The organism is Brevibacillus brevis, from assembly GCF_022026395.1.
Classification (GTDB): domain Bacteria; phylum Bacillota; class Bacilli; order Brevibacillales; family Brevibacillaceae; genus Brevibacillus.
Map to the genome: position 1 here is coordinate 2,258,776 of NZ_CP041767.1, position 23,208 is coordinate 2,281,983.

General features: G+C 46.3%; 27 protein-coding genes. 19 read left to right on the forward strand and 8 right to left on the reverse strand.

What is annotated here, in order from left to right; translation table 11 throughout:
- Positions 1-56: 56 nt before the first annotated feature.
- Entirely contained in the window at positions 57-1,388 is a 1,332-nt protein-coding gene (locus FO446_RS11125) for a DUF4179 domain-containing protein (RefSeq protein ID WP_237900651.1), read from the reverse strand.
- A gap of 5 nt (positions 1,389-1,393) precedes the next feature.
- Positions 1,394-1,939 (reverse strand): sigma-70 family RNA polymerase sigma factor, encoded by a 546-nt coding sequence (locus FO446_RS11130; RefSeq protein ID WP_237901058.1) that lies wholly within the window; start codon positions 1,937-1,939, stop codon positions 1,394-1,396.
- Positions 1,940-2,047: 108 nt separating this feature from the next.
- Here FO446_RS11130 and FO446_RS29025 point away from each other — a divergent pair, with 108 nt between their 5' ends.
- The 4 genes from FO446_RS29025 to FO446_RS11145 all read left to right on the forward strand — a co-directional run bounded on the left by FO446_RS29025 (position 2,048) and on the right by FO446_RS11145 (position 4,960).
- Positions 2,048-2,275 carry a hypothetical protein gene (locus FO446_RS29025; RefSeq protein ID WP_312027517.1) on the forward strand — a complete coding sequence of 76 codons (228 nt, stop codon included), beginning with the start codon at positions 2,048-2,050 and terminating at the stop codon, positions 2,273-2,275.
- Between the two features lie 80 nt (positions 2,276-2,355).
- On the forward strand, positions 2,356-3,429 hold the full coding sequence (gene splB, locus FO446_RS11135) for a spore photoproduct lyase (RefSeq protein ID WP_173609775.1): 1,074 nt from the start codon (positions 2,356-2,358) through the stop codon (positions 3,427-3,429).
- Positions 3,430-3,583: 154 nt separating this feature from the next.
- Positions 3,584-4,225: a deoxynucleoside kinase gene (locus FO446_RS11140; RefSeq protein ID WP_142064742.1), complete on the forward strand. Its 642-nt coding sequence runs from the start codon at positions 3,584-3,586 to the stop codon at positions 4,223-4,225.
- A 42-nt stretch (positions 4,226-4,267) separates the two neighbouring features.
- Positions 4,268-4,960 (forward strand): deoxynucleoside kinase, encoded by a 693-nt coding sequence (locus FO446_RS11145; RefSeq protein WP_173609774.1) that lies wholly within the window; start codon positions 4,268-4,270, stop codon positions 4,958-4,960.
- Between the two features lie 69 nt (positions 4,961-5,029).
- Here FO446_RS11145 and FO446_RS11150 read toward each other — a convergent pair whose 3' ends face one another.
- The gene (locus tag FO446_RS11150; protein WP_173609773.1) at positions 5,030-5,620 is read right to left on the reverse strand and encodes a TetR/AcrR family transcriptional regulator; all 591 of its coding nucleotides are present in this window, start codon (positions 5,618-5,620) and stop codon (positions 5,030-5,032) included.
- 33 nt (positions 5,621-5,653) lie between these two features.
- The gene (locus tag FO446_RS11155; RefSeq protein WP_221867224.1) at positions 5,654-6,079 is read right to left on the reverse strand and encodes a VOC family protein; all 426 of its coding nucleotides are present in this window, start codon (positions 6,077-6,079) and stop codon (positions 5,654-5,656) included.
- Between the two features lie 176 nt (positions 6,080-6,255).
- Here FO446_RS11155 and FO446_RS11160 point away from each other — a divergent pair, with 176 nt between their 5' ends.
- The 7 genes from FO446_RS11160 to FO446_RS11190 all read left to right on the forward strand — a co-directional run bounded on the left by FO446_RS11160 (position 6,256) and on the right by FO446_RS11190 (position 10,421).
- The gene (locus FO446_RS11160; protein WP_221867223.1) at positions 6,256-6,993 is read left to right on the forward strand and encodes a class I SAM-dependent methyltransferase; all 738 of its coding nucleotides are present in this window, start codon (positions 6,256-6,258) and stop codon (positions 6,991-6,993) included.
- Between the two features lie 76 nt (positions 6,994-7,069).
- The gene (locus tag FO446_RS11165; protein ID WP_048032351.1) at positions 7,070-7,354 is read left to right on the forward strand and encodes a 4a-hydroxytetrahydrobiopterin dehydratase; all 285 of its coding nucleotides are present in this window, start codon (positions 7,070-7,072) and stop codon (positions 7,352-7,354) included.
- Between the two features lie 111 nt (positions 7,355-7,465).
- Positions 7,466-7,786, forward strand: coding sequence for a hypothetical protein (locus FO446_RS11170; RefSeq protein WP_232773101.1), 321 nt, complete (start codon positions 7,466-7,468; stop codon positions 7,784-7,786).
- Positions 7,783-8,547, forward strand: a complete 765-nt coding sequence (locus tag FO446_RS11175) for a DUF3109 family protein (RefSeq protein WP_173609769.1) — start codon at positions 7,783-7,785, stop codon at positions 8,545-8,547. The genes FO446_RS11170 and FO446_RS11175 overlap by 4 nt, the downstream gene beginning before the upstream one ends.
- 56 nt (positions 8,548-8,603) lie before the next feature.
- On the forward strand, positions 8,604-9,113 hold the full coding sequence (locus tag FO446_RS11180) for an acyl-CoA thioesterase (RefSeq protein WP_173609768.1): 510 nt from the start codon (positions 8,604-8,606) through the stop codon (positions 9,111-9,113).
- 76 nt (positions 9,114-9,189) lie between these two features.
- Positions 9,190-10,110: an aldo/keto reductase gene (locus tag FO446_RS11185; protein WP_173609767.1), complete on the forward strand. Its 921-nt coding sequence runs from the start codon at positions 9,190-9,192 to the stop codon at positions 10,108-10,110.
- 14 nt (positions 10,111-10,124) lie between these two features.
- The gene (locus FO446_RS11190; protein ID WP_232773102.1) at positions 10,125-10,421 is read left to right on the forward strand and encodes an RNA polymerase alpha subunit C-terminal domain-containing protein; all 297 of its coding nucleotides are present in this window, start codon (positions 10,125-10,127) and stop codon (positions 10,419-10,421) included.
- Between the two features lie 60 nt (positions 10,422-10,481).
- On the opposite strand, the gene FO446_RS11195 is transcribed toward FO446_RS11190, so the two are convergent.
- The 3 genes from FO446_RS11195 to FO446_RS11205 form a co-directional block, all read right to left on the reverse strand.
- Positions 10,482-10,922, reverse strand: a complete 441-nt coding sequence (locus tag FO446_RS11195) for a thiol-disulfide oxidoreductase DCC family protein (protein ID WP_173609765.1) — start codon at positions 10,920-10,922, stop codon at positions 10,482-10,484.
- Between the two features lie 79 nt (positions 10,923-11,001).
- On the reverse strand, positions 11,002-12,516 hold the full coding sequence (hutH, locus tag FO446_RS11200) for a histidine ammonia-lyase (RefSeq protein WP_237900653.1): 1,515 nt from the start codon (positions 12,514-12,516) through the stop codon (positions 11,002-11,004).
- Positions 12,517-13,043: 527 nt separating this feature from the next.
- The gene (locus FO446_RS11205; RefSeq protein WP_237900656.1) at positions 13,044-13,658 is read right to left on the reverse strand and encodes a hypothetical protein; all 615 of its coding nucleotides are present in this window, start codon (positions 13,656-13,658) and stop codon (positions 13,044-13,046) included.
- 86 nt (positions 13,659-13,744) lie between these two features.
- On the opposite strand from FO446_RS11205, the gene FO446_RS11210 reads away from it, so the two are divergent.
- Positions 13,745-14,059 (forward strand): hypothetical protein, encoded by a 315-nt coding sequence (locus tag FO446_RS11210; RefSeq protein ID WP_237900658.1) that lies wholly within the window; start codon positions 13,745-13,747, stop codon positions 14,057-14,059.
- Here the strand turns inward: FO446_RS11210 and uvsE are convergent.
- Positions 14,018-14,944, reverse strand: coding sequence for a UV DNA damage repair endonuclease UvsE (gene uvsE, locus FO446_RS11215; protein ID WP_173609761.1), 927 nt, complete (start codon positions 14,942-14,944; stop codon positions 14,018-14,020). The genes FO446_RS11210 and uvsE overlap by 42 nt on opposite strands.
- 191 nt (positions 14,945-15,135) lie before the next feature.
- Here uvsE and FO446_RS11220 point away from each other — a divergent pair, with 191 nt between their 5' ends.
- The 7 genes from FO446_RS11220 to FO446_RS11250 all read left to right on the forward strand — a co-directional run bounded on the left by FO446_RS11220 (position 15,136) and on the right by FO446_RS11250 (position 23,111).
- Positions 15,136-17,553 carry a bifunctional diguanylate cyclase/phosphodiesterase gene (locus FO446_RS11220; protein ID WP_237900660.1) on the forward strand — a complete coding sequence of 806 codons (2,418 nt, stop codon included), beginning with the start codon at positions 15,136-15,138 and terminating at the stop codon, positions 17,551-17,553.
- 145 nt (positions 17,554-17,698) lie between these two features.
- The gene (locus FO446_RS11225) at positions 17,699-17,842 is read left to right on the forward strand and encodes a hypothetical protein (RefSeq protein ID WP_007724273.1); all 144 of its coding nucleotides are present in this window, start codon (positions 17,699-17,701) and stop codon (positions 17,840-17,842) included.
- 4 nt (positions 17,843-17,846) lie between these two features.
- Positions 17,847-19,379 (forward strand): amino acid permease, encoded by a 1,533-nt coding sequence (locus FO446_RS11230; RefSeq protein WP_173609759.1) that lies wholly within the window; start codon positions 17,847-17,849, stop codon positions 19,377-19,379.
- Between the two features lie 382 nt (positions 19,380-19,761).
- Positions 19,762-20,937: an amidohydrolase gene (locus FO446_RS11235; RefSeq protein ID WP_173609758.1), complete on the forward strand. Its 1,176-nt coding sequence runs from the start codon at positions 19,762-19,764 to the stop codon at positions 20,935-20,937.
- A 27-nt stretch (positions 20,938-20,964) separates the two neighbouring features.
- Positions 20,965-21,795, forward strand: coding sequence for a DUF3100 domain-containing protein (locus FO446_RS11240; protein WP_173609757.1), 831 nt, complete (start codon positions 20,965-20,967; stop codon positions 21,793-21,795).
- Positions 21,792-22,229 carry a hypothetical protein gene (locus tag FO446_RS11245; protein ID WP_048032367.1) on the forward strand — a complete coding sequence of 146 codons (438 nt, stop codon included), beginning with the start codon at positions 21,792-21,794 and terminating at the stop codon, positions 22,227-22,229. Before FO446_RS11240 ends, FO446_RS11245 begins: the two co-directional genes overlap by 4 nt.
- 93 nt (positions 22,230-22,322) lie before the next feature.
- Positions 22,323-23,111, forward strand: coding sequence for an ABC transporter ATP-binding protein (locus FO446_RS11250; protein WP_237900662.1), 789 nt, complete (start codon positions 22,323-22,325; stop codon positions 23,109-23,111).
- Positions 23,112-23,208: the final 97 nt, after the last annotated feature.

Genomic DNA, 23,208 nt, shown 5'->3' on the forward strand with positions numbered 1-23,208 from the left:
TATCAAAAGAATGCCCCACAGCGATTCCGTACAAGCAATCGCTGATGGGGTATTTTTTATTTGACTTCTACAGAAAAAGTACCTTGAAGACGTTCAGGATAGCTGGACAGAGGAAAGGAATAGGAAGTAGGGGTGCCTTTGTTTGTTTTTCGCTTGAATAAAATAGAATAGTTTTGAATCGATTCATCATTTGTGGAGTAGTTGCTTCCTTGCACATAATCATATTCATTTCCAAGGTCGTCAGTCAGGTCATACCCTAAGGATATATGAGAGTGTTTATCTTGAAGCGGAACCTTCAAAGAAAAGTCCATACCCACCACATCATCGACTTGACGCAGTGCTGTTAATTTTAAGCGATCATTCGGCACGTTTGTTAATGTGCCTGTCTTCGCGTCGATTACGATTCGCAATTTATCTTTGTCTAGGGCACGAATGCTATCGGCTTTGAGAATTAGCTTTTCGGGCTCTACAAAATAAATACTTTCCAGATTGTATATCCTCCCATTTTCACCGTTGTCACGAACAGGAACGCCATTTCCCCAAAAAGCGAATGTTTCTCCTTTTTCATCTTCGAGCCTCAGCTTATCAAAATCAAATACGTGCTTTTGGTTAGCTGGATCAAAGCGAATGCTCACTTCTGTCTGAGTAGGAAAGACCGCGATTTGTTCAATCGTGAAACGCTGACCGTCGATCATGACTTCCTTCATCACCGGGTACACTTTTTTGTCAAAGGTCTTAAATTTGTTTTTATCTACAGCAAAGTCGATCAAGAGAGGAGTCTTTTGTTCGAGATTATCGATTGCAAGTGTGACTTTTGCAGTCATTGCATCGGGTATTTCAGTGGCTTCATTGATGACAATATCAATACGATCCTGAATCACAGGCTCTTCTCTCCCCATGCTTGACCAAGATACACCATGCTCCCATTCCTTTCCCGTTTTGTCTAACAACTCGATCTTGTGCAGGGCTACTTCTTTATCCGTAAATGGATGCTTTACAGTATAGAAGAGGACCATCCGTTTTTCGTCGGCCAAAACTTGATCGATGGTAAACGTCACATCTTCCGTTGAACCACTGGCGCCAATATTTTGAACGAGGTTGTGTTCTGCTGCCTTTTGCAAGCCTTTATCGTCCCGAAGAAAATCAACGATCTTTTCCATCCAGGGAATCGAGCTGACATATGCGGCAACAGCGGGTGAAAGGCGAACGGAAAAAATAAACACGAAAATGAACAAACAAGCAACCAGACTAGAACCAACGCGTACCCAGCGTTTGCGGCTCCGATTTTGACGCAGCTCTTTTGCTTGTTCCATCCCTCTTCGAATGTATTGATCAATCTCAGCGGGAACCATGAATGGACTCGCATTCTTTTTTTCATTTTCACTCATAAAGCTCACCAGCCTTTCCCGAGATCTTTGCGCAGTGCACCCAGAGCCTTGTGCAGCCATGTTTTGATGGTGCCTTCCGGATGACCGAGTACCTCAGCAATGTCGCGTATTGTCCGATCTTCAAAATATTTCAAAATAATGATGTGCCGATAATTTGGACTGAGACGAGCGAGAGCCGCTTCAATTTGGATACGCTCGACATTTTGGTCGTCCATCGGAGTACTTGCACGATTTTCGACGTCATCCTCCATGGGGTCCAAGATGATCCGTTTTCGGCGCTTTTGCTCATCCAGACAAATATGAATAAGGATGCGGGTCAGCCAAGTACGAAAATACGCAGGCTGTTTCAATCGTGCCAGCTTGAGATAGGAACGGCACGTCGCTTCCTGAATGGCCTCTAATGCATCTGTCTCGTTACGAAGAAAGGCGTAGGCGATTTTATACAGTTGTTCTTTATGAAGGCTGACGAGTTGAAAAAAGGCATCATCATCCCCATTTTTTGCGCGTGAAACGAGCAGTTCCAGATTCACTTTTTCCCCCTCCTCTACCATTAGACGGCCAAGAGGCAAAAACGGTTTTCCTAAAATGTCAGCAACTCTCTTTTGTTTTGAACCAATCACCCGTCCACTGCTTACTGTAAAAGAAAGAAGTGTGTAAGGATGGGGTGCAGGTGTATGTGGATCAAATGGGTTACGATTCATGAATCGTATGGTCTCCCACGGATTGCTCAGGAATGTCGGCGTTATTTAGAAATGAAAGGAATTCGAGTCAGGCTTTTATCCAGGCAGACCAAAAAAGCAGGACATGTCTATACGCTCCAAGTCCCGCAAACTCAAGAGGAGCAAGCAAAGACGCTATTACGCGATTTTAAGAACACCCTGAAATAAAAGGCAAAGGCACAGCCATACTTCCCCTCACGTCCAGTCGAGTGGCACGGGCATACTAGGTGAAGGGGGGAATGATGGCTATGGGAACAACCCTTTTGGAAAGACCTGAAAAGACGGAGCAGAAAGGCAGCAAGCTGTTTGTTCCGGATTATATTTTCGTGGAGCCACATGCATTGAATTATCCACTTGGTCAAGAGCTGTATCGCCGTTTTCAGGCGGAAGGGATTCCGATGCAGATGACGACAAGCCATAATCAGGTTCGTGGCATTCCTGGTGATACAGAAGTGGAGAAATATCGCAATGCGAAGCGGACGTTGGTCATTGGTGTACGCAAAACATTGAAGTTCGAGACTTCCAAGCCTTCCGCAGAATATGCCATTCCACTGGCAACAGGATGTGCTGCCCACTGTCACTATTGCTATTTGAACACCAATATCGGGACTAAGCCGTATGTTCGGGTGTACGTTAATACAGATGAGATTCTGGCACAGGCCGAAAAGTATATCCAAGAACGCCCGGGAGAAATCACTCGTTTTGAGGCAGCTTGTACATCTGATCCGGTAAGTATTGAGCATCTTACAGGCAATCTGAAACGAGCAATTGAGTTTATGGGCCAGCAGGAGTTTGGGCGGTTGCGCTTCGTGACGAAGTTTCACCATGTGGATTCCTTGCTGGATGCCAAGCACAACAAGCATACCCGATTTCGTTTCAGCATGAATGCCGACTATGTCATCAAAAATTTTGAGCCAGGTACCTCCAGCTTTCATCAGCGACTGGAGGCAGCAGGGAAGGTAGCCAAGGCAGGTTATCCGCTGGGCTTTATTTTAGCGCCTTTGTATTGGTTTGACGGATGGGAAGCAGGGTATACCGATTTGTTGGAAAGGCTGCGTTCGCAGTTGGTTCCCGAAGCGATGGAGGATTTGACGTTTGAGCTAATCCAGCACCGTTTTACCAAGATCGCGAAAAGCTTGATCCTCCAGCGTTATCCGAAAACGAAGCTGGAGATGAAGGAAGAAGAGCGCAAGTACAAATGGGGGAAATACGGGAAAGGGAAGTATGTCTATCCCGACATCCAAGCAAAGGCTTTGCAGGCCCATTTGGAAAGTGAAATTGCTCGATTGTTTCCACAGGCTCGGGTTGAATATTTTACGTAAGAACCAGACTGCTCTTGATGAAGAGCAGTTTTTCTTTTAGAAAGATGAGCACCAAATGATACCAAACGACACGATGCGAATATTTTCGACAAACGCTTACATACGTGCTAGAATATGGAGTGCTCTCATTTTCTTGAAAGGAATCGAAGCATACATGAAGTCCATATTGATTACCGTTGAGGGACCTATTGGTATTGGAAAAACCTCTTTATCGCGGGAACTAAGCCGTGCATGCAACTTGCAGCTACTGGAAGAGATCGTCTACGAAAACCCGTTCCTGGGTAAATTTTATGAAAATATTGCCGAATGGAGCTTTCAACTCGAGATGTTTTTCCTCTGCAATCGTTACAAGCAGTTGCAGGATATTCATTCACAGTTCCTGAATCAAGGTATTTCCGTTGTTTCTGATTACAATATTTTCAAAAATACGATTTTTGCCAAACGGACGCTACAAGGAGATAACCTGCCAAAGTACCTCAAAATTTATGATATCCTAACAGAGGATTTGCCTCAGGCGCATTTAGTGATCTACATGACAGCTTCGATTGAGACCGTGATGAAGCGAATTGCGATGCGCGATCGCGAAATGGAGCGCAGCATGGATGTCACCTATATGGAGAACCTGATTGCTGATTACAACGAGTTTATGGAAGCGTTTGAAAAACATCATCCGGATACGCCTGTCATCAAATTCGATTGTGACGATTTGGATTTCGTACATCGACCAGAAGATTTGAAGGTTGTACTGGATCGAATTGTGCCACGAATTCAAGAGTTGATGGGACAAGAAGGATAGGGAACGAAGGAAAAGTAAGCATGGGGATAAGGAGTTGCGTACATGTCGAGGTTTCAAAACAGCACGCTTCGTGAAAAATACGGGATACCAAACAACGCAGTAATTACGATCGGCGGGACAGTAGGGGTAGGAAAATCCACCTTTACACATGCCTTGGCAGATCAGCTCGGATTTCGCGTATCTGTAGAAAAGGTTGACAATAACCCGTATTTGGGCCGTTACTATAATGATTTATCGCGATGGGGTTTCCATTTGCAAATTTTCTTTTTGGCAGAACGCTTCAAGGAACAAAAACGGATGTTTGATTATGGCGGCGGTTTTGTCCAAGATCGCTCCATCTATGAGGATACCGGGATTTTTGCCCGCATGCTGTACGAGCAAGGCAACATGACAGAAGAAGATTACCGCACTTATACAGAACTTTTTGAAGCGATGGTCATGACGCCTTACTTCCCGCATCCGGACATTTTGATCTACTTAGAGGGCAGCTTCGATGATATTGTTGGTCGCGTAAAAGAGCGCGGGCGTCCGATGGAACAACAAACGCCGGTGGATTATTGGCAGGATTTGTTTGGTCGCTATGATAGCTGGATTGCCTCCTTTACTTCCTGTCCGATTTTGCGGGTCAATATCAACGAATACGACGTTGTGGATGACCCATCTTCGGTAGAGAGCATTATTGAGCGGGCTGCTGAAAAAATTCGGATCGGACGAGCTACCCGCTTTTCATCATAAAACCCTTTACAATAACAGATCACCCCTGCATTTTGCCCGGAAAGAGGCGGAAGCAGGGGTGCTTTGCTTTTATTGGGTGCGATATCCTTCCAAGAGCAAGGTCAATGCTGCAGAAATTTCCTCAAGGGACTTCTCATGATCAGGCGTCTCCGAAATCCAGAGGACGGCTTCGTTCATCGCACCAGACAGCAAATGGGTCAGAGCGTCGATGGAAACGGGACGTAGGTACCCTTGCTCCTGCATCGTTTGAAGCTGCTCCCTGAGATGCCGCATGGAGTTTTCCTCGTCCATTCGGCGCCACGTTTCCCACCCGATGACAGAAGGGCCATCGATAAGCAAAATCCGCTTGGTGCGATGTTCGATGGCCGAGGAGACAAAGGCCAGGCACCCCAAGATCAATTGTTGCCAAGGCTCCTCACTTTTCGCAGCTTCAGCTTCTACGCGCTCTCCGATTTCTTGTTGGACAGAAGCCAGTACTGCCTCAAATAACCCTTCTTTGTTCCCAAAATGATGGTATAGTGCGCCCCGGGTCACCCCGGCTTGTTTTACGATGTCTTCCATGGCGGCATCCGCATAGCCTTGTTTGGAGAACACCTCTCTTGCTATTTCGATCAGTTTTTGCATCGTCTGCTGTTTTTGTTCTGCTTTGGACATCTTCATGCATTACAATCTCCTTACTTGTTTCATGCCAGATTAGACAGGGTCAACATAGCTGTCAGCAAATGCTTCAGAAGGCGGGATTACTTTTATGATATCAAGTAAAATGCCGTTTGGATCGGATGTGATAAAATGCCGCTGACCGAAATCTTCGTTTTTAATGTCAAGATGGAGAGGAAGACCTGCTTTCACAATAAGTCTCTCGTATTCAGCGTCAACATCATCGACTTCGAAATTAAGGATAAGACCACCATCAACTGGCTTTCGGAAACCCTGTGGAATCGTGTTGTGTGAAGGATCCAAGATGGCTAGCTCAAATGCCGGAGTACTGCTCTTATTTTGCAGGCTCACATACCAGTCTGCTTCGAATACAATTTCAAAACCAAAGTACTCTCGATAAAACTTCGAGCTAGCCTCAACTTGTTTTGTCAAGATGACAGGATAAAAGCTGTTCACTTTCATTACGGATCTCTCCTTCACGATTGGATGAGGTTAATTTTACATACATACAGTATGTATGTAAAGTGTTTTCACAATTTTTTCAACAAAGCTTCCTACACTTTGCCACACGCAAATCGGCAACGGATAAACCCCGCTGTGGTATAATAAGAACATCTTGGAATTAAAGGGGCTCAGACATGGCAGAAGAATGGTTTGAACGCAGCTTTCGCGAAGATTATGTGCTTGTGTATCGTCATAGGGACGATTCGGCAGCAGATGGAGAGATCGCTAATCTGTTGGAAAGATTGCCGGTAAAGGACACAGGACGCGTACTTGATCTTTGCTGCGGGAGCGGGCGTCATTCGCGTGCGCTGGCTCGCCGGGGGTATGAAGTAGTTGGTGTGGATTTGTCGCCTGTTCTTTTACAGTTGGCCGAGGAACAAAACACCTATCCACAGCTAAGTTTTGCCCGCTGTGACATGCGCGACATTCCGTTTCGCGAAGAATTTGATATCGTGGTGAATTTGTTTACCAGCTTCGGTTATTTCTCCACAGATGAAGAAAATGCTAACGTTATTCGTAACATGGCACAAGCACTCAAAAAAAATGGTGAAGTGGTCATCGATTTCTTAAATGCAGCGTACGTCATCGATAATCTCGTGCCTCACTCTACCAAGGAAGTCAGTGGGATGTTGATTAAAGAAGAGCGCTGGATCCAGGATGGATTTGTGAAAAAGCGGATACTGATTTCCGACGAGTCATCGAATGAACCGCGTGAGTATATGGAGCAGGTTCGCTTGTTTTCTGCCCAGCAAATGATTGCGATGCTGACAGAAGCGGGATTCGAAAAAATTCAAGTATTTGGAAACTATCTGTTTGAAGAATATGTGGCGCATGAATCACCGCGTATGATTTTTTATGCTGTGAAGCAATAGGGTGCGGATAACCTGTACGTCTCGTGAATATGATGGTGTAACAACCATTTATCGGGTAAAAGGGGGCATTGCTACAATGAGCAAGCTGTCTTTGGAACAGGTCAAATTGTATCTGAGCAAAGTACCTGGCTGGAAGCTGGTAGAAGACCGAATGGCACTATCACGCACGTACCACTGTCGTGACTTTTCCACTGCGGTCAGTTTCGTCAACCGTGTGGCGGAGATGCTTGAGCATGACAATCAGCATGTGGAAATTCATCTGGCAGGTGGGACAGTCACGTTTACGTTAGCCACCCGTGAGGCAAAAGGTTTAACCGGCAAAGATTTTGCATTAGCCCAGACCATTAGCAAAGTAAGCTGAAAGGCAGAAGAGAAATAACCGCTTCCCATAGCGAAGCGGTGTTTCTTTTTGGCTTTTTAAGAGTTACTTTGTTATGATGGGCAGTATGAACCATTTCGGAGGGATTACAAGATGGACATTCAACAACATGAGCAATTGATTCAACTGTTGGCGGAGTATAAAAATCAAAAGGCTTCCGTGACTTTTACCCAATGGGATACCGATAGGGAAGAAGAGGAAGAGGTAACACAATTTCAAGCTCAGCTTTTGGAAACCAAGCTGACTGACAATGAATTTGAAGAAAAAGATCTCCTCCTTGTGTTTACGACAGCAGAGGGCGAAGAACTGGAAATCCTGATGGAGATTCCGGGTGATGAAGTAGATTTGGCTAGCTATGAGGAAGGGCATTTGCGTATTTTTGGAACAGAAGCGGAGATTGTTTTGCAAAAATGAAAACGAAGCGAGCTTTTCGTTATGTAGGCACGCCCGATCCTATGTCTGATAAAGAGGCGTACCACTGCGAAAAATATATAAAGAAAAACAAGCATTCGTTGGTGAGAGCGGGACAATATTTGGTTGATGTAACAGCCCTCCATGCTTTGTTTCACTTGGACTGTTGGAATTGCAGGACGGTTCATCGTGAGACCTGTTGTGAGGGTGGACAACCTTACGCCGTAGAAGAATGGCAGATTCCAATCATGGAGGGGGAAATCCCCTCTATCTCTGCTGGACTCGAGGATGAGGCTGAACGCAATCATTGGCTTCTTTATGGAGTTTGGGATCGCAATGAACCTCAAGGAACTATTCGCATGCGGCATGGCAATTGCCTTTTTTATCAAGAAAACAATGGGCGTTACGGGTGTGCGATCCATGCTTATGCGGAGCAGGCTGGTCGTGAAGTAGAGCCTATTAAGCCATTTAGCTGTCAACTGTATCCAATCGATTTGATTGATACAGGGGAGGGGATTCTGTTAACAGCAGTTACCAATGAAACGTCCTCCTTTTCCAGATGGGGTACGGATTATTTGGAGCAGTTTTATTGTGCCAGTCCGGCTCGCCGAAAGCTTGCCACGCACATAGATGACAAGCTGTTTGCATTAGAAGGCTATCGACCAGCCTATGAGTGGAATCTCCCTTTGTTACGTTATATCTTGCAAGATGATGCCGAGCGAATAGAAGGCATACTTGCGAGTAGCTATCAATTGGAACGTTGAATGCCTTGTGATATGATGATGTATGCATCAAGTAGATTGATAAAGGAGCAACAGCGATGAACGTCAAGACAACTCAAGAATCTCGTACAATTCAGGCATCACTGGTTCAGCCATCCGATACGAATTACCATGGGACTATTTTTGGTGGTACGATGATGGCTTATATAGATGAGGTAGCTGCAATCGCTGCGATGCGACATTCGCGTCGCCCTGTTGTGACAGCATCGATTGACTCGATTGACTTTCTTGCTCCCGTCAAAATGGGACATTCCATTTGCCTCGAAGCGTTTGTTTCGTCAACGGGCAAAACGTCCATGGAAATTTTCGTAAAGGTTATCTCAGAAAATCTCCAGACTGGCAATCGCATTTTGACCGCGACATCTTTTCTCACCTTTGTTGCCTTAGATGAAGATGGAAATCCGACTGAGGTGCCAGCCATTGTCCCTGAAACAGAGGAAGAAGAGCGATTGATGGCCACTGCGGATGAGCGCAAAAAAATGCGCAAAGAACGAAAAGGGAATCTGCAAGATTTCGTGAGCCAATTGAACATCGAGAAAAACATATAAATTCTTTTAGTCTTCACCCTGAACGAACATTCGTTCAGGGAATTCTCGTTTATTTATGAGGAGGAGGAATCGGGCAATGAAGTACCGCAGACTAGGAAAAACGGATCTGAACGTATCCGTGATCGGTGTAGGTACCTGGCAATTTGGCGGGGAGTGGGGCATGGATTTCTCCCAAGAAGCTGTTGACCAGATTCTCGACAAAGCAAAAGATCTCGGCATCAACTTGATTGATACAGCGGAATGCTACGGAGATCATCTGTCCGAACAGCTTATCGGAGGATATTTGAAAAAAAGCCGCCGGGAAGACTGGATTGTGGCGACGAAATTCGGGCATCATTTTCATGACAAATTTTCTCGAACCAATCATTACGGTGCAGTTGAAGTACAGCAGCAGTTGGAAAAATCGCTGCAAGCCTTGCAGACCGACTATATTGACTTGTACCAATTCCACTCGGGACCTGACGAGGCTTTTGACAATGATGACTTGTGGACCTACCTCGACAAACAGGTGCAGGCAGGAACGATCCGTCATCTCGGTCTCTCCATAGCGAAAAACGACAACATGCATCAAACATCAGCTGCTTCTTCGGTACATGCAAAAGCAATCCAAGTAGTTTACAATCGTCTGGATCAAAAGCCGGAAGAAAGTGTTTTTGCTTCTTGCCAGCAGCAAGACCTGGGTGTATTGGCTCGCGTTCCGTTGGCGAGTGGTTATTTGAGTGGAAAGTATAAGCCGGGTTCTGTATTCAGTGGAAATGATGTTCGACATCGACACGATCAGGAGCATGTCAACAAGCTGTTGCTCCAGGTAGAAGAAATCAAGAAAAATGAAGTTCCAGAAGGAATGGATATGGCGCAGTGGGCATTGGCGTGGTGCCTCAAGCATCCGGCTGTCACGACCGTGATCCCGGGCAGCAAGAGCCCAGCACAAGTAGAGGCAAATGCCAAAGCGGCTGACTATGTAAGCGATGAGCATCCACAAGCGATGTCGAAATAAAAAGGATACGTGCCATGACAACTTCCAAAAAAACGGAAAGAACGTGCGCGAATGGTCATTCATACATGAAAAGCACAGATTGTCCGACTTGTCCAATCTGTGAGCAAGAACGCAAACCGGACATGGGATTTCTTTCTCTGCTCTCGGCACCAGCAAGAAGGGAATTGGAACACAATGGAATCACTACCTTGGAACAGCTCGCAAGCTACAGCGAAAAAGAGGTTCTGAAATTTCATGGGATGGGGCCAGCATCTATGCCGAAACTTCGGACAGTATTGAAGGAAAAGGGATTGTCATTTAAGAACGAATGATTGAACACAGCGAATAAAAAAGGAGGAGCCGCGAGAGGACAGCGGCTTCTCCTTTTTCATTTAATCCAAAAAGCGGGATCTGATCTGCGGGGTAGGTAGCATGCATTGCTCTGCTTTACCCATCCATCGATAGCGATTTCTCGCGACCCAATCATAAATCGGATTGCGGACAGGTCTAGGGATGAGTCGAGCTATGTTTGACAGCAGAGGCCATCCGCCTTGAAGCTTGCGGCCAACGTGCAAGATCGCATCCGATTTCGTATATAGCTGTCCGTTGGCGATAAAGACAACGGATGACATGTCTTTTTCCTGATAGTTGTAATGAGACAAAATTTCCTGCGCTCTCTGTGACTGCAAGGAAGCAAAATGAATGTGTCCATGCGGATCACGCTTCAAAATAAACTGCACAGCACCGTGGCACAGATGACAAACCCCATCAAACAGCAACAGATACGCAGGATGGTCCAGTTCTCTGCCTGCTTTCATGAGACAGCCCTCCATACTTCAAGTGGTTTGTTCTACATGCTTATCCTTAGCTCCATCATAACAGAGAAAGACAATGGTTCCTATACACGAACAATTATTCCGTCACAAACGCGAGTGTCCCTTGCTGGATCAACTCTTCTGCCTTTACGAGATCAGGATGCATTTCGCGGTCTTCATGCAGGCGGGGAATCACCCGGCGCAACTCTTCATAGGCTCGTGCTGTACCTGTTCCAAGATCTCCCGAACCAAAATCGATAGCTTGTGCTGCTGCCAAATATTCAATGGCAAGCACCTTGGTGACATTAGATACGATCGTGCGAAGCTTGCGAGCAGAAGTTGTACCCATGCTGACATGGTCCTCCTGATTGGCAGATGACGGGATCGAATCGACAGATGCCGGATGGCAGAGCACTTTGTTTTCAGAAACAATGGAAGCGGCTACATATTGCGTAATCATAAATCCAGAATGGAGTCCTCCATTTTCGGTTAGGAATCCGGGAAGACCGCTTAGCTGTGGATTGACGAGACGTTCTGTCCTTCTTTCGGAAATATTTGCCAGTTCAGCTATGGCAATGGCAAGAAAATCTGCTGCGAATGCCATTGGCTGACCATGGAAATTTCCGCCGGAGATGACGTCGCCAGTTTCCGTAAAAAGGATAGGGTTATCGGTGACGCTATTGCATTCACGAGTAACTGTGGTCCATACATACTCCAGTGTATCACGAGTTGCACCGTGTACTTGCGGGAGGCAACGAAGGCTGTAAGGATCTTGTACACGCAGTTCACCCTGCGCAGTTGTACGTTTGCTGCCGGATAAGTGCTGGAGTAATCGCTTGGCCGATTCCTTCTGTCCTGGATGCGGGCGGACGAGATGGAGTTGAGGATCAAAGGCTTTTGGAATTCCACGTAGCGCTTCAATCGTCATCGCCGCAATCAATTCCGCGCTTTCAAGCAGAACTCGCGAATCATACAAGGCCAGGCAAAGCTGTGCGGTCATCGCCTGTGTACCGTTAATCAGAGCCAGACCTTCTTTTGCCTCAAGTGGAATAGGGGAGAGACCCACTTCGTTCAGTGCTTCTTTGCCAGAAAGCCGCTTGCCATTGACGAGTGCTTCACCTTTGCCGAGCATGACCAGAACCATATGAGCGAGAGGGGCCAGGTCGCCACTGGCACCAAGGGAACCTTGTTGAGGTATAATCGGATGAACCCCTCGATTGCATAGTTCTACTAGCTGAAGTAATGTTTCTTCTCGAATTCCTGAATACCCCTTTGCCAACGCATTGATGCGCAAAGCCATCATCGCACGAACAACTTCAACGGCATAAGGGTCGCCCATCCCGCAAGCATGACTCATAATCAAATTTTCTTGCAGTTTGCTTACGTCCTCACCGTGGATCATGACATCAGAGAATTTTCCGAAGCCGGTGGTGATTCCGTATACGACTTCCTGTTGCGATACCATTCTCTCCACCATAGCCCGTGAAGCACGAACACGATGCAATGCTTCTTCGGTCAATTGGATGTAGGTGGCGCTCCTTGCAATGGAAACGACATCTTCGATACGCAATTGATCCCCGTCTACTTTTACAATGTTTGCTTGCTGATTCATCTGTAATTTCCTCCTTTAGCAGAGCAGAGAACGAAAAGAGCGAGGGGTTAGGATATCATATCCTAACCCCTCGCTCGAGAGCATGTATGTGATTGGATGAAAACGTGTAAGCCTGCATTCGTCGCGGCATACGTTCTTCCTCACTTTCGTTCATGTGCAACTGTCTGATTATTTAAGCTATTGCTATCATTGTATCAAATGCCTACGTGCAGTCAAGATGATCTTGTCACGGCGACTTCCCTAAGGAGCAAAAAAAGGGCTTAGTCCATTTTTTGAAACTGGGCGAGAGTCGTCTCTCGAGTTGGATAAATGTCATACCATGTACTGTGTTATTTCATCCGAAAGGACGTGTAGAATTCCGTGGAAAAGCGACGTAAGATGCCGCCAATGCCTACCGCACTCCCAAGGCGTCCTAAAGAAATGCCGAAACCGCCTTCTTCAGCTATGCCATTGCCCTCCCCATCGATGCCGTCACCTATGATGCCTTCTCCTGAAAAACCCAAGTCGGAAAGTCCGATCAATCCGAATCATTCTATCCCAGCGCGCCCAATGCCGCAAAAGCCGATTATGCCTGCTCCCAATTTGGCTAACCCGAACGTGCCAAACGTAATGCCGCCAAATCGGATGCCAGCAAACCCAATGCCACCAAATAGTAAGCCGTCGAATCCAATGCCGCCAAATCTAATGCCACCGAACCGAATGCCGGCAAACCCCATGCCTAACGCTTCACCGAATGTAAGGCCAAATGAGAGCCCAAACATAAGGCCAAATGTAAGACCCAATGTGCGGCCGAATGAAAGTCCAAACATGAGACCAAACGTGCGACCAAATGAGAGTCCAAACATGCGGCCAAATGTAAGACCGAACGTAAGGCCAAACGAAAGTCCAAATATGCGGCCAAATGTTGGACCGAATGTAAGGCCGAATGTAAGGCCGAATGTAAGGCCGAATGTAAGACCCAATGTGAGGCCGAATGAAAGTCCAAATATGATGCCAAATGTAAGACCGAACATCAGACCGAACATCAGACCGAATATCAGACCGAATATCAGACCGAACATCAGACCGAATATCAGACCGAATATCAGACCGAACATCAGACCCAATATAATCAGGCCGAATACGCGACCGAATGAGAACATAGGAAGGGAACTGGAGCTGTACCTGTTCAAATTCCAGTTCCATATGGATCGGATGGAATATTTCCGCCACAAATGCGAGGAGCATCGTGAAAATCGCCGCAAATACATGGATTACCGCAGACATTACAAGCATCATGAACGGAGAATGCATCATTATCATGACCGGTGCCAATTATGGAATGACGGTAGCAGTTCCTTTGGCCGAGGTTCATCATCTTCGGGTGGCAGTAGCTCCTCCTCCGGATACAATTATCAACATAGACGGGGTCATAGACGAGGGCGTGGGTGTGATTGCGGATGTTCATTTTGAAGCGCATGAGGAAGGACGCCAGCTAATTAAGCGGCGTCCTTTTCCATATTCATTTCGTAAATGCCTCAACAGCGACTCCTTTTTTCTTTAATTCGCGTCTTAAAGTAAGGAGGGCATCATCTTTGTTTTTACATTCCAATATGATGTCCACATTGTAATTCGCGAGTGCACTGACAAAAGTTAGGAACGCCTCAGGGTCAATATTGTCTGCATGAGCGCGAAAGTCTTTTTCTGACTTTGGCGAGGACATGTGCATCTTCGGAGTGCGCTCTCCCCAGGTTTGAATAATCCTTGGAAGGTATTCCGTCCAATCTTCGCCTTCAGAATGGCAGTTGTGGTGGTGAATATCGAGCACCATCGGCACACCGATCCGTTCGCACAGCTCCAGTACCTCGCGCATGGTAAAAGACATGTCATCGTTTTCCACGACTAAACGACGTTTGACGTTTTCAGGAAGCAGCTCGAAGTTGGATGCAAAACGGTCGAGAGAAGAGGCTTTATCTTCGTATACGCCTCCCACATGTGTCACCAAGACGGAATTATCGTCTAGCCCCAGTAAATCAAACACTTTTGCATGGTAGGAGAAATCGGCAATCGTCGATTCCAGCACAGAAGGCTTGTCGCTGTTCAATATGCTGTAATGGCCAGGATGAGCTGTCAAACGAATGCCATGATTGCGGATATAATTCCCTGCCTTTTGGAAGTCCCATGCGAATTCTTTTGCCCAATCCCATTCAGCTGCTACTGGATGGGTCGCCAGTGGAACAAATTCAGAAGGAAGTCGATACAAAAAGATCTGATTTTCTACATTATAAGCAAGCAAATCCATTAAATTGAAAAAGTTTGCCTGCATAACTTGCCGCAGCTTTTTTAACCGGGCTTGGGGATCTAATTTATTTACTTGGGCAACCGTCGTTTTTTTGTTTGGATTGTTTTTGGTCTTGACACTGATGCAGGCATAGCCCATACGGATCAAAGATAATCTCCCTCCTTTGCAACAGCATTCCTTTGTAGTATCTCCAAAACGGGAACGTCGTCGGCTTCTTGCCAGGGAATTATAAAACGGATAAGATGGGAGAATGTCACAGGTATGCCGATAAACTTTCCTTGAAAACGCCGGCGTTCCTTGTGAGTAGACTTCGGTAAAGGTTTTTGAAGGAGAATGCAATGAATAGTCTTGACCAATCCTATAGTATGACTCTGGTTTTTCTCTCCTATTTTATTTCAGCAATGGTGTCATACACAGCATTAGATCTAGGCGCACGTCTCCATTATGCGAAAGGCAGGGGACGTGTGTTTTGGTTATGTGCTGGAGCCGTCTCCATGGGGCTTGGTATTTGGGCTATGCATTTTGTTGCCATGCTTGCCTTGCATCTGCCGATTGCTGTTCAGTATGATAACTTGATTGTATTTTTCTCGATTGTTTTGGCCGTGTTATCATCGGCGCTTACATTATGGATCGTGAGCGAGCAGTCCATGTCCAATACGAGGGTAGCAATAGGATCAGTTGCCATTGGAGCTGGTATCGCAGGAATGCATTATACAGGGATGGCAGCGATGATGATGAACGCCATTATTCGATACGATTGGCTATGGTTTATCGTATCCATTTTCGTGGCCATCCTGGTTTCGATGGTTGCATTGATTCTTACGTTTCAATTGCGTTCGGTGGACCCAGTAAAAGGTCTCCGGCGTAAAATTTTTGCAGGGCTGTTGATGGGGGCAGCCATTACGGGTATGCATTACACTGGTATGTACGCCACCACATTTATCGCGCATGAGTACATGACGATCGCAGCGATCTCGTATGATGATTCTGGGCTGATCGCTACGATGATTGGCATAGTCATCGTGTTGATCCTGGTCGTGACCTTGGCTTCTGTATACGTGGACAAGCAATTCGCAGGGAAGACCTTGCGCGTGCTAGAAAGTGATCAACGCTATAAATCGCTATTTGAGCACAATTACGACGGGGTGATTTTTTACTCGATCGATGGTAGCCAAAGCGTTATGAATCCTGCGGCAATGCGATTGACAAAGGAGCAGAGCCTGCCTCTTAAAAAACTAATGACGATGTGTGCTTCTGCGGATGCAGAGCTCATATCGACACATTTTTCAAATGCAGTACATGGTGAGGCGCGCAGCTACGAGATTACCTTGACCACGAGAGAGGGGCTTCAGCTTCATCTGAACATGACCCATACCCCCGTATTTGTCGATCAGCAGATTACGGGTGTCTTTATGATTATGAGAGACATTACCAATAAGAAGGAATACGAGGCAAAAATCAATTATCTCGCTTTTCATGATTCGTTGACGGGTTTGCCGAATCGCCGTTTTGTCGAGCAGAAACTGGATCAGGTGATCATGGAGGCACAAAAAACGCACCAGCAAGTATATGTGTTGTTTTTGGATCTCGACCATTTCAAGCTGGTAAACGATTCCTTGGGGCATGATTTTGGTGACCTGTTACTACAGGAAGCTTCCTTGCGTTTGCAGGAATGTGTGGGTGAAAAAGGAACGGTGAGCAGGCTTGGCGGAGACGAATTCATGGTGATTCTTACAGATGTCACGGAAAGAGAAGTATCTTCTGTGGCGAATAAGATCAACCAGAGGATTGAACAGGCATTTTTTATCCATGGGCATGAGCTTTACATAACAACGAGTATCGGGATTTCTCGCTATCCAGAGGATGGGCAAGACAGAAGTGTCTTGATGCGTAACGCAGATGCGGCGATGTATGCAGCCAAAGAAAAAGGGAAGAACAGCTTCCACCTGTACGTACAGAATCTGGAGCAAGCAGTGAATGACAAAATGAATATTCAAAATGAATTGAATCGCGCTTTGGCCAGACAAGAATTTTTATTGCATTACCAGCCACAGGTATGTGCGAAATCAGGCGCAATCGTTGGCGTAGAAGCGTTAATTCGTTGGGATCATCCTGAACGAGGCTTACTTTTGCCAGACCAGTTCATCTCGGTAGCAGAAGAAACAGGGTTAATTGTACCGATTGGAGAATGGGTGCTGCGGACGGCATGCAAGCAGAACAAGCAATGGCAAGAACAGGGACTCATACCACTTCGGGTAGCCGTCAATCTATCTGCACGTCAATTTCTCAAACAAGACTTTACCCAGATGGTCACTGAGATTCTGGACCAGACAGGACTGGCGCCAGATTACTTGGAGCTGGAAATCACAGAAAGCAGCATGATCGACGTCCAGCGCGCCACACAAGTACTTAAGGAACTGAAGCAATTAGGGGTGTGCGTTACGATTGACGATTTTGGAACGGGCTACAGCTCTCTCTACTATCTAAAAGAATTTCCGTTGAATCGTTTGAAAATAGATCGCTCATTTGTGCGTGACATGATCGAACAGCCTTCGAATCAGGCCATCGTGTCCACGATTATTTCCATGGCGCATCATTTACAACTGCGTGTGATTGCAGAAGGGGTCGAGACAAAAGAGGAGCTTGCGTTTTTGCAGGACCATCTGTGTGAGGAAGTGCAAGGCTATTTATTCAGCAGGCCGCTACCAAGTGAAGACGTAGCATTTTATTTGCAAGCACAAAAAGGCGCTAGTTAAACAAGAGGAGCAGCTCTCATGAGTTGCTCTTTTGTTTTGCATCTGCTAGCCAAATGAGATGGTATAGCTGTCAAAATGGCACGTAAAATGTACTATTCCTGCTAACTTGTCAAGGAATTGCATGAGGGACGAAAGGAGGGAGAGAATGCTGGCTCTAGGTGTCATCTTATTGCTGTTTACCATTGGAGTTGCGATTGCCATTGGGTATCGGGCAAACGAAAGCGTCCGGCAATTTGATGAAAGCGCGCATGAGAGCTTTATCGGTTCCCAAGCAGAGAGGGAGGGATAACGAAATGCAGCAGGAAAAAGAACAGCAATTGCTCGAGGACAAGAGAGACCTGAACAAGTTTGGTTATGCGCAGGAATTACTGAGGGATATGGGTGGCTTTTCGAACTTTGCGATCTCATTTTCGATTATCTCTATTTTGACTGGTGCAGTTTCCTTGTACGGGCATGGTTTACTGTATGGCGGTTCTGGCATGATGGGCTTCGGATGGACCTTGGTTGCGTTATTCGTCATCTTGATTGCAGCATCGATGTCTGAACTCGCATCTGCGATCCCTACAGCCGGAGCGTTGTATCACTGGGCAGCTATTTTAGGTAGCAAACGGTGGGGCTGGTACACAGCGTGGATCAATCTCATCGGCCAAATCGGGATTGTCGCGGGCATTGACTATTCGTTCTCTTTGTTCGCGGACCCGCTGCTCGCGAGTGCATTTGGTTATACCTCAACAGAAACGACCACATTAATTCTATTCGGGATTACACTCCTTTTACACGGTACGTTTAACCACATTGGAATTCGACTCGTTGCCCGGTTAAATGACTTCTCCGCTTGGTACCATATTGGCGTCGTCGTCATACTCGTCGGAAGCCTCGTCTTTTTCTCCCGTCATGATTTGCAACCGCTTGATTACCTCTTTCAAGTCGGTCAAACCTTTTCAGAAAAACCGTACGTGATTGCTTTTTTAATTGGGTTGTTACAGGCGCAGTGGACGTTTACTGGCTATGATGCATCGGCGCATACGATTGAAGAAACAATTAACCCCCGCGTTCGTGCTGCTTGGGGGATTTATACGTCTGTGGCCTTTTCCTTTATTTTTGGATTTATCATGCTTGCATTTGTCACCTTATCTATCAAAAACGCAGCGGCTGCGAGTGAAGCGGAAAATGCATTTATTTATGTGATTAGCGAGGCATTAGGCGGCGCATTTGGTTCGGTGGTGCTGTGGCTGGTTACCTTTGCGATGTGGTTTTGTGGCTTGGCGTCGATTACTTCCTTTTCGCGAATGTTGTATGCGTTTTCACGTGATAAAGGAATGCCGTGGAGCCATCAGTGGGCAGAAATTTCGACCAAATACAGAACGCCGGCAAAAGCAATTTGGCTGGTTATCATTCTTTCCTTTGCGCTTGCCTTGTTCGATTACATCGTGAAAAGCATCAATCCGAACACGTCGTATACCACCTTGGCATTTCTTACAGCGGTAAGTGTCGTTGGGTTATATGTCGCTTACGGGATTCCGTTGTACCTCAAGCTCCGGGCGGAATCGAGAGGACTTTTTCAGCGGAAGCATTACGGTCCCTGGCATCTGGGGAACTGGAGTAAACCCATTAATGTGTTGAGCTTGATTTGGATCGTCTTCATCTCGATTATGATGGTGATTCCACCCAATCAGACAGCGGGGTATGCCTTGATAGTTATGTTTTTAGTGCTTCTCATCATGGATTTGGCTTATTACCGGAAGCATTTCAGGGGCCCGCAAGCTGCGCTGGGCAATTCGGAGGAAGACATTAAACGTCAGGAAGCAAAATTTCGGGACTCCTAATAGAAAAGAATTTCCGGTGCACGGAATGCGAAGAGCCTCCCTTATGTCAGTAATGGCATAGGGGCTTTTTTTCGCGAAGAACGGTTTTGCATAACGAATAAGGGCAATTTTCGAATTGCTTTCAAAAAAGCTCCCAATTTAGCAGTATAAATGTTTTTATGGTTCCAAATAGTATATTTTACATGGACATTGTCGATGGAAAATTCTAAAATAACAAATAAATAGACAGCAACAGATGTAGATTCGACAACTTTGTCCTTGTGGAATGGACATTTGTTATTTTCATCGTTCCGTGATAGAATTCACAAAACGATATTTTTTTTAGTTAAACTTAACTGACTCGGAAAATGTTGAGGAAGAAAGCAAAAAAAGGAGTGATTGTGTGAGTTTGGAAACGAAGAAATGGGCGGATGAGGTAGCTGAGCAGGTAATTTCATGGCGACGATATCTCCATCAGCATCCAGAATTGTCGTTTGAAGAGGAGAAGACGTCCCAATTTATTTACGAAACGTTGCAATCTTTCGGGAATTTAGAGCTTTCGCGGCCAACCAAAACGAGTGTGGTCGCTCGACTGATCGGATCACAGCCAGGAAAAGTTCTTGGCATTCGCGCTGACATTGATGCTCTCCCTATCCATGAAGAAAATGATGTGCCATATGCATCAGGCAAAGCTGGTGTGATGCACGCGTGCGGACATGACGGCCATACAGCAATGCTGTTGGGAGCCGCAAAAATTTTGTCCCAGTACAAGGATCAAATAAAAGGTGAGGTTCGTTTCTTCTTCCAGCATGCCGAGGAGTTGCCGCCGGGTGGGGCTGCTGAAATCGTAAGAGCTGGTGCAGCGGACGGTCTGGATTCGATTATCGGCATTCATTTGGCATCATACATGCCTGTCGGGAAATTTGGTGTTCTTTACGGGGCACTTACTTCATCGACAGATCGCTTTGATATCAAGATTCAAGGAAAAGGCGGGCACTCCTCGCAACCGGAAGCATCTGTTGACCCGATCGTCATTGGGGCACAGGTTATTACTGGCCTACAACAAATTGTATCCCGCAATGTGAGTGCGTTGGACAAGGTCGTTATTTCGGTGACGATGCTGAATGCTGGGACTGCTTATAACATCATTCCAGATTCGATGACACTGACGGGCTCCACACGCTGCTTCGATGCGGAGATTCGCAAAAATATACCGATGTGGATTGAACGAATTGTCAAAGGAATTACGGAAGCGCATGGCGCAAGTTATGAATTCACGTTCTCACATGGCTACACGTCCGTTGTCAACGACAAGCAGGTGACGAAGCTGATGGAGGATACCATCCGCGAGCGTTGGGGAGAAGAAGAGATTATTTACATTGATCCTTTGATGCCGGGTGAAGATTTCTCTGAGTATTTGAAAAAAGCTCCGGGCTGTTTTATTCAATTGGGTGCTGGCAATCCGGACAAGGGCTTTACGTATCCGCATCACCATCCACGCTTTGATTTTGATGAGGATGCAATGGTACGCGGTGTGGAGTTGTTTGTTCGGGCAGCTCAAAAAGTCGTCATGGAGTAGAGCGAGATAGAATGAGGGGGATGTCGTATGGCAGAGGCACGCGTCAATGAGTACAAGCTGCATTTTCTCGTACTGATTCTCGTCGCATTGACAGAATTTATCGGGACAAAAAAAATCAGTATTGGCATCGGGGTTATCGCTCTGTTTCCGATGCTTTACGCGCTCGTTTTAGGCGGGGCAATTAGTTGGCCCAAGTTCAAATTATTGAGTGAAAAAGAAATGAACGTCGCAGCCAATATTTTGGGCGTTTCGTTTTTAATCTTTATTGCGAAGCTGGGAGCCAATATCGGTCCTGAGCTGCCTAAGCTACTCGGCTCTGGTGTATCCTTGATTGTTCAAGAAATGGGACACATTGTAGGGACAATCGCGCTTGGTCTGCCAATCGCATTGTGGCTGGGTCTGAAGCGCGAAGCAATTGGGGCGACTTATTCTCTCGACCGCGAACCAAACTTGGCGATTATTGTAGATAAGTTTGGAGCAAACTCTGCCGAAGCTCGCGGCGCGCTGGGCGTATATATTTGCGGAACTTTGTTTGGTGCCATTTATATGTCGATTCTTGCAAGTATTTTAGGAAGCAGCGGGTTGTTTCACCCGATTTCTCTGGCGATGGGAGCAGCAGTTGGTTCCGGTAGTATGATGGCTGCAGCAACAGGTTCATTGGCTGTTATTTTCCCGGAAGCGCAAAAAGACATTGCCTTTTATTCCGGAGCGGCAAACTTGATGATGAGTATCGTCGGAACGTACGTATGTATCTTCTTCTCCTTGCCGGTTACACAAAAGCTGTACGCATGGCTTGAGCCAATCATTGGACGCAAAGGCGCTTCTTCTGAAGCAGAAGGGGGGAGAAAAAGCGCATGAATCAAATCTTGACGATTTTTATCATTGGCTTCATTGCTCTTATCGGTAACTGGATCGGTTATAAAGTACCATTCATGGAATCTTTGCCAGGTATTTTGCTCTTGGCGGTCATTACGTTGATCGGAATGGGCTTTACTCGCATTCTGCCGTTCAAATCCCCCGTCATTGTTTGGATTTCTTTGTTTGCGATGCTTGCGACATCCCCGTTTTTTCCTGGGAATGAATATACGGCTGCTGCGATTGCCAAGATCAATCTGCTCGCACTGGCCACTCCGATTCTCGCCTATGCGGGTCTGTCTCTTGGAAAAGACGTTCATCTATTCAAACAGCTTAGCTGGCGTATCGTAGTGGTGTCTCTCGTCGTCTTTACCGGCACGTTCCTATTCGCTACGTTGTTTGCGGAGATTGTATTCAAGATTCAAGGCAAATTTTAACGAAACTGTTTTTGTGTTAGGGCCTCCGTGTGCTTCCATATGCCATGGAGGTTCTTTGCACATACAACTGTTAAATTTAGGAGTGGAGAGAGTATGATCATTGATGTAAGAAAGGTTACCTGGCAAAGAGATGAAACAACCATTTTGCGAGACATTGTCTGGCAAGTGCAAGACAAGGAGCATTGGTGTTTAGTCGGTTTAAACGGCTCTGGTAAAACCAGTCTGCTGAATATCATTTGTGGCTATGTATGGCCGACAAAGGGGGAGGTCAGTGTATTAGGCAATCTTTACGGAACAGTCGATTTGCGCGAGGTACGTAAATCAATCGGCTGGGTAAGCACAGCGCTGATGGCACAGCTTCACGAGCATGAAACCGCACTCCGTGTCGTCTTGAGTGGTCGAGAGGCAACCATCGGCTTGTATTCCGTTCCAGAGGAGGCAGACGTAGAGAAAGCGTCGGATTTACTTGATACATTTGGATGCCATGCATTGAAAAACAGACGTTTTGCCGCTTTATCGCAAGGGGAGAGACAAAAAGTACTGATTGCGCGTGCGTTGATGGCTTCCCCTCAATTACTCATTCTGGACGAGCCTTGCACTGGACTGGACTTGCTTTCAAGAGAGCAGCTGTTGGCCATGATTGAACAAATCGCCAAACAGCCAAATGGGCCCACGCTCATTTATGTCACCCATCACATCGAAGAGATTTTGCCTTGCTTCACGCATACCTTGTTGTTAAAAGCGGGAGAAGTAGACCAAGCTGGAAAAACAGATGAGGTCCTGACGGCTGAACGTCTGACAAGCTTTTTCGGCGTACCGGTTCACATTCAACGCTCGCAAGGAAGATCTTGGGTCAGCTTAGGGGAAGAGGCGAAAGTTTGATCGTGTAGGATAAGTTTGGGCACGAGTCAGCACGGTTGTGCATGATTGTGTATAATAGCAATAAGAAATTGTATCTGGGAGGAGAGGAGAGATGGAG

Excerpts from the sequence above, each read along its gene's own strand:
- FO446_RS11125 (WP_237900651.1), bottom strand. The coding sequence starts at position 1,388 with ATGAGTGAAAATGAAAAAAAGAATGCGAGTCCATTCATGGTTCCCGCT.
- FO446_RS11130 (WP_237901058.1), bottom strand. The coding sequence starts at position 1,939 with ATGGTAGAGGAGGGGGAAAAAGTGAATCTGGAACTGCTCGTTTCACGC.
- FO446_RS29025 (WP_312027517.1), top strand. The coding sequence starts at position 2,048 with ATGGGGTGCAGGTGTATGTGGATCAAATGGGTTACGATTCATGAATCG.
- splB (WP_173609775.1), top strand. The coding sequence starts at position 2,356 with ATGGGAACAACCCTTTTGGAAAGACCTGAAAAGACGGAGCAGAAAGGC.
- FO446_RS11140 (WP_142064742.1), top strand. The coding sequence starts at position 3,584 with ATGAAGTCCATATTGATTACCGTTGAGGGACCTATTGGTATTGGAAAA.
- FO446_RS11145 (WP_173609774.1), top strand. The coding sequence starts at position 4,268 with ATGTCGAGGTTTCAAAACAGCACGCTTCGTGAAAAATACGGGATACCA.
- FO446_RS11150 (WP_173609773.1), bottom strand. The coding sequence starts at position 5,620 with ATGAAGATGTCCAAAGCAGAACAAAAACAGCAGACGATGCAAAAACTG.
- FO446_RS11155 (WP_221867224.1), bottom strand. The coding sequence starts at position 6,079 with ATGAAAGTGAACAGCTTTTATCCTGTCATCTTGACAAAACAAGTTGAG.
- FO446_RS11160 (WP_221867223.1), top strand. The coding sequence starts at position 6,256 with ATGGCAGAAGAATGGTTTGAACGCAGCTTTCGCGAAGATTATGTGCTT.
- FO446_RS11165 (WP_048032351.1), top strand. The coding sequence starts at position 7,070 with ATGAGCAAGCTGTCTTTGGAACAGGTCAAATTGTATCTGAGCAAAGTA.
- FO446_RS11170 (WP_232773101.1), top strand. The coding sequence starts at position 7,466 with ATGGACATTCAACAACATGAGCAATTGATTCAACTGTTGGCGGAGTAT.
- FO446_RS11175 (WP_173609769.1), top strand. The coding sequence starts at position 7,783 with ATGAAAACGAAGCGAGCTTTTCGTTATGTAGGCACGCCCGATCCTATG.
- FO446_RS11180 (WP_173609768.1), top strand. The coding sequence starts at position 8,604 with ATGAACGTCAAGACAACTCAAGAATCTCGTACAATTCAGGCATCACTG.
- FO446_RS11185 (WP_173609767.1), top strand. The coding sequence starts at position 9,190 with ATGAAGTACCGCAGACTAGGAAAAACGGATCTGAACGTATCCGTGATC.
- FO446_RS11190 (WP_232773102.1), top strand. The coding sequence starts at position 10,125 with ATGACAACTTCCAAAAAAACGGAAAGAACGTGCGCGAATGGTCATTCA.
- FO446_RS11195 (WP_173609765.1), bottom strand. The coding sequence starts at position 10,922 with ATGGAGGGCTGTCTCATGAAAGCAGGCAGAGAACTGGACCATCCTGCG.
- hutH (WP_237900653.1), bottom strand. The coding sequence starts at position 12,516 with ATGAATCAGCAAGCAAACATTGTAAAAGTAGACGGGGATCAATTGCGT.
- FO446_RS11205 (WP_237900656.1), bottom strand. The coding sequence starts at position 13,658 with ATGTTCTCATTCGGTCGCGTATTCGGCCTGATTATATTGGGTCTGATG.
- FO446_RS11220 (WP_237900660.1), top strand. The coding sequence starts at position 15,136 with ATGAATAGTCTTGACCAATCCTATAGTATGACTCTGGTTTTTCTCTCC.
- FO446_RS11225 (WP_007724273.1), top strand. The coding sequence starts at position 17,699 with ATGCTGGCTCTAGGTGTCATCTTATTGCTGTTTACCATTGGAGTTGCG.
- FO446_RS11230 (WP_173609759.1), top strand. The coding sequence starts at position 17,847 with ATGCAGCAGGAAAAAGAACAGCAATTGCTCGAGGACAAGAGAGACCTG.
- FO446_RS11240 (WP_173609757.1), top strand. The coding sequence starts at position 20,965 with ATGGCAGAGGCACGCGTCAATGAGTACAAGCTGCATTTTCTCGTACTG.
- FO446_RS11245 (WP_048032367.1), top strand. The coding sequence starts at position 21,792 with ATGAATCAAATCTTGACGATTTTTATCATTGGCTTCATTGCTCTTATC.
- FO446_RS11250 (WP_237900662.1), top strand. The coding sequence starts at position 22,323 with ATGATCATTGATGTAAGAAAGGTTACCTGGCAAAGAGATGAAACAACC.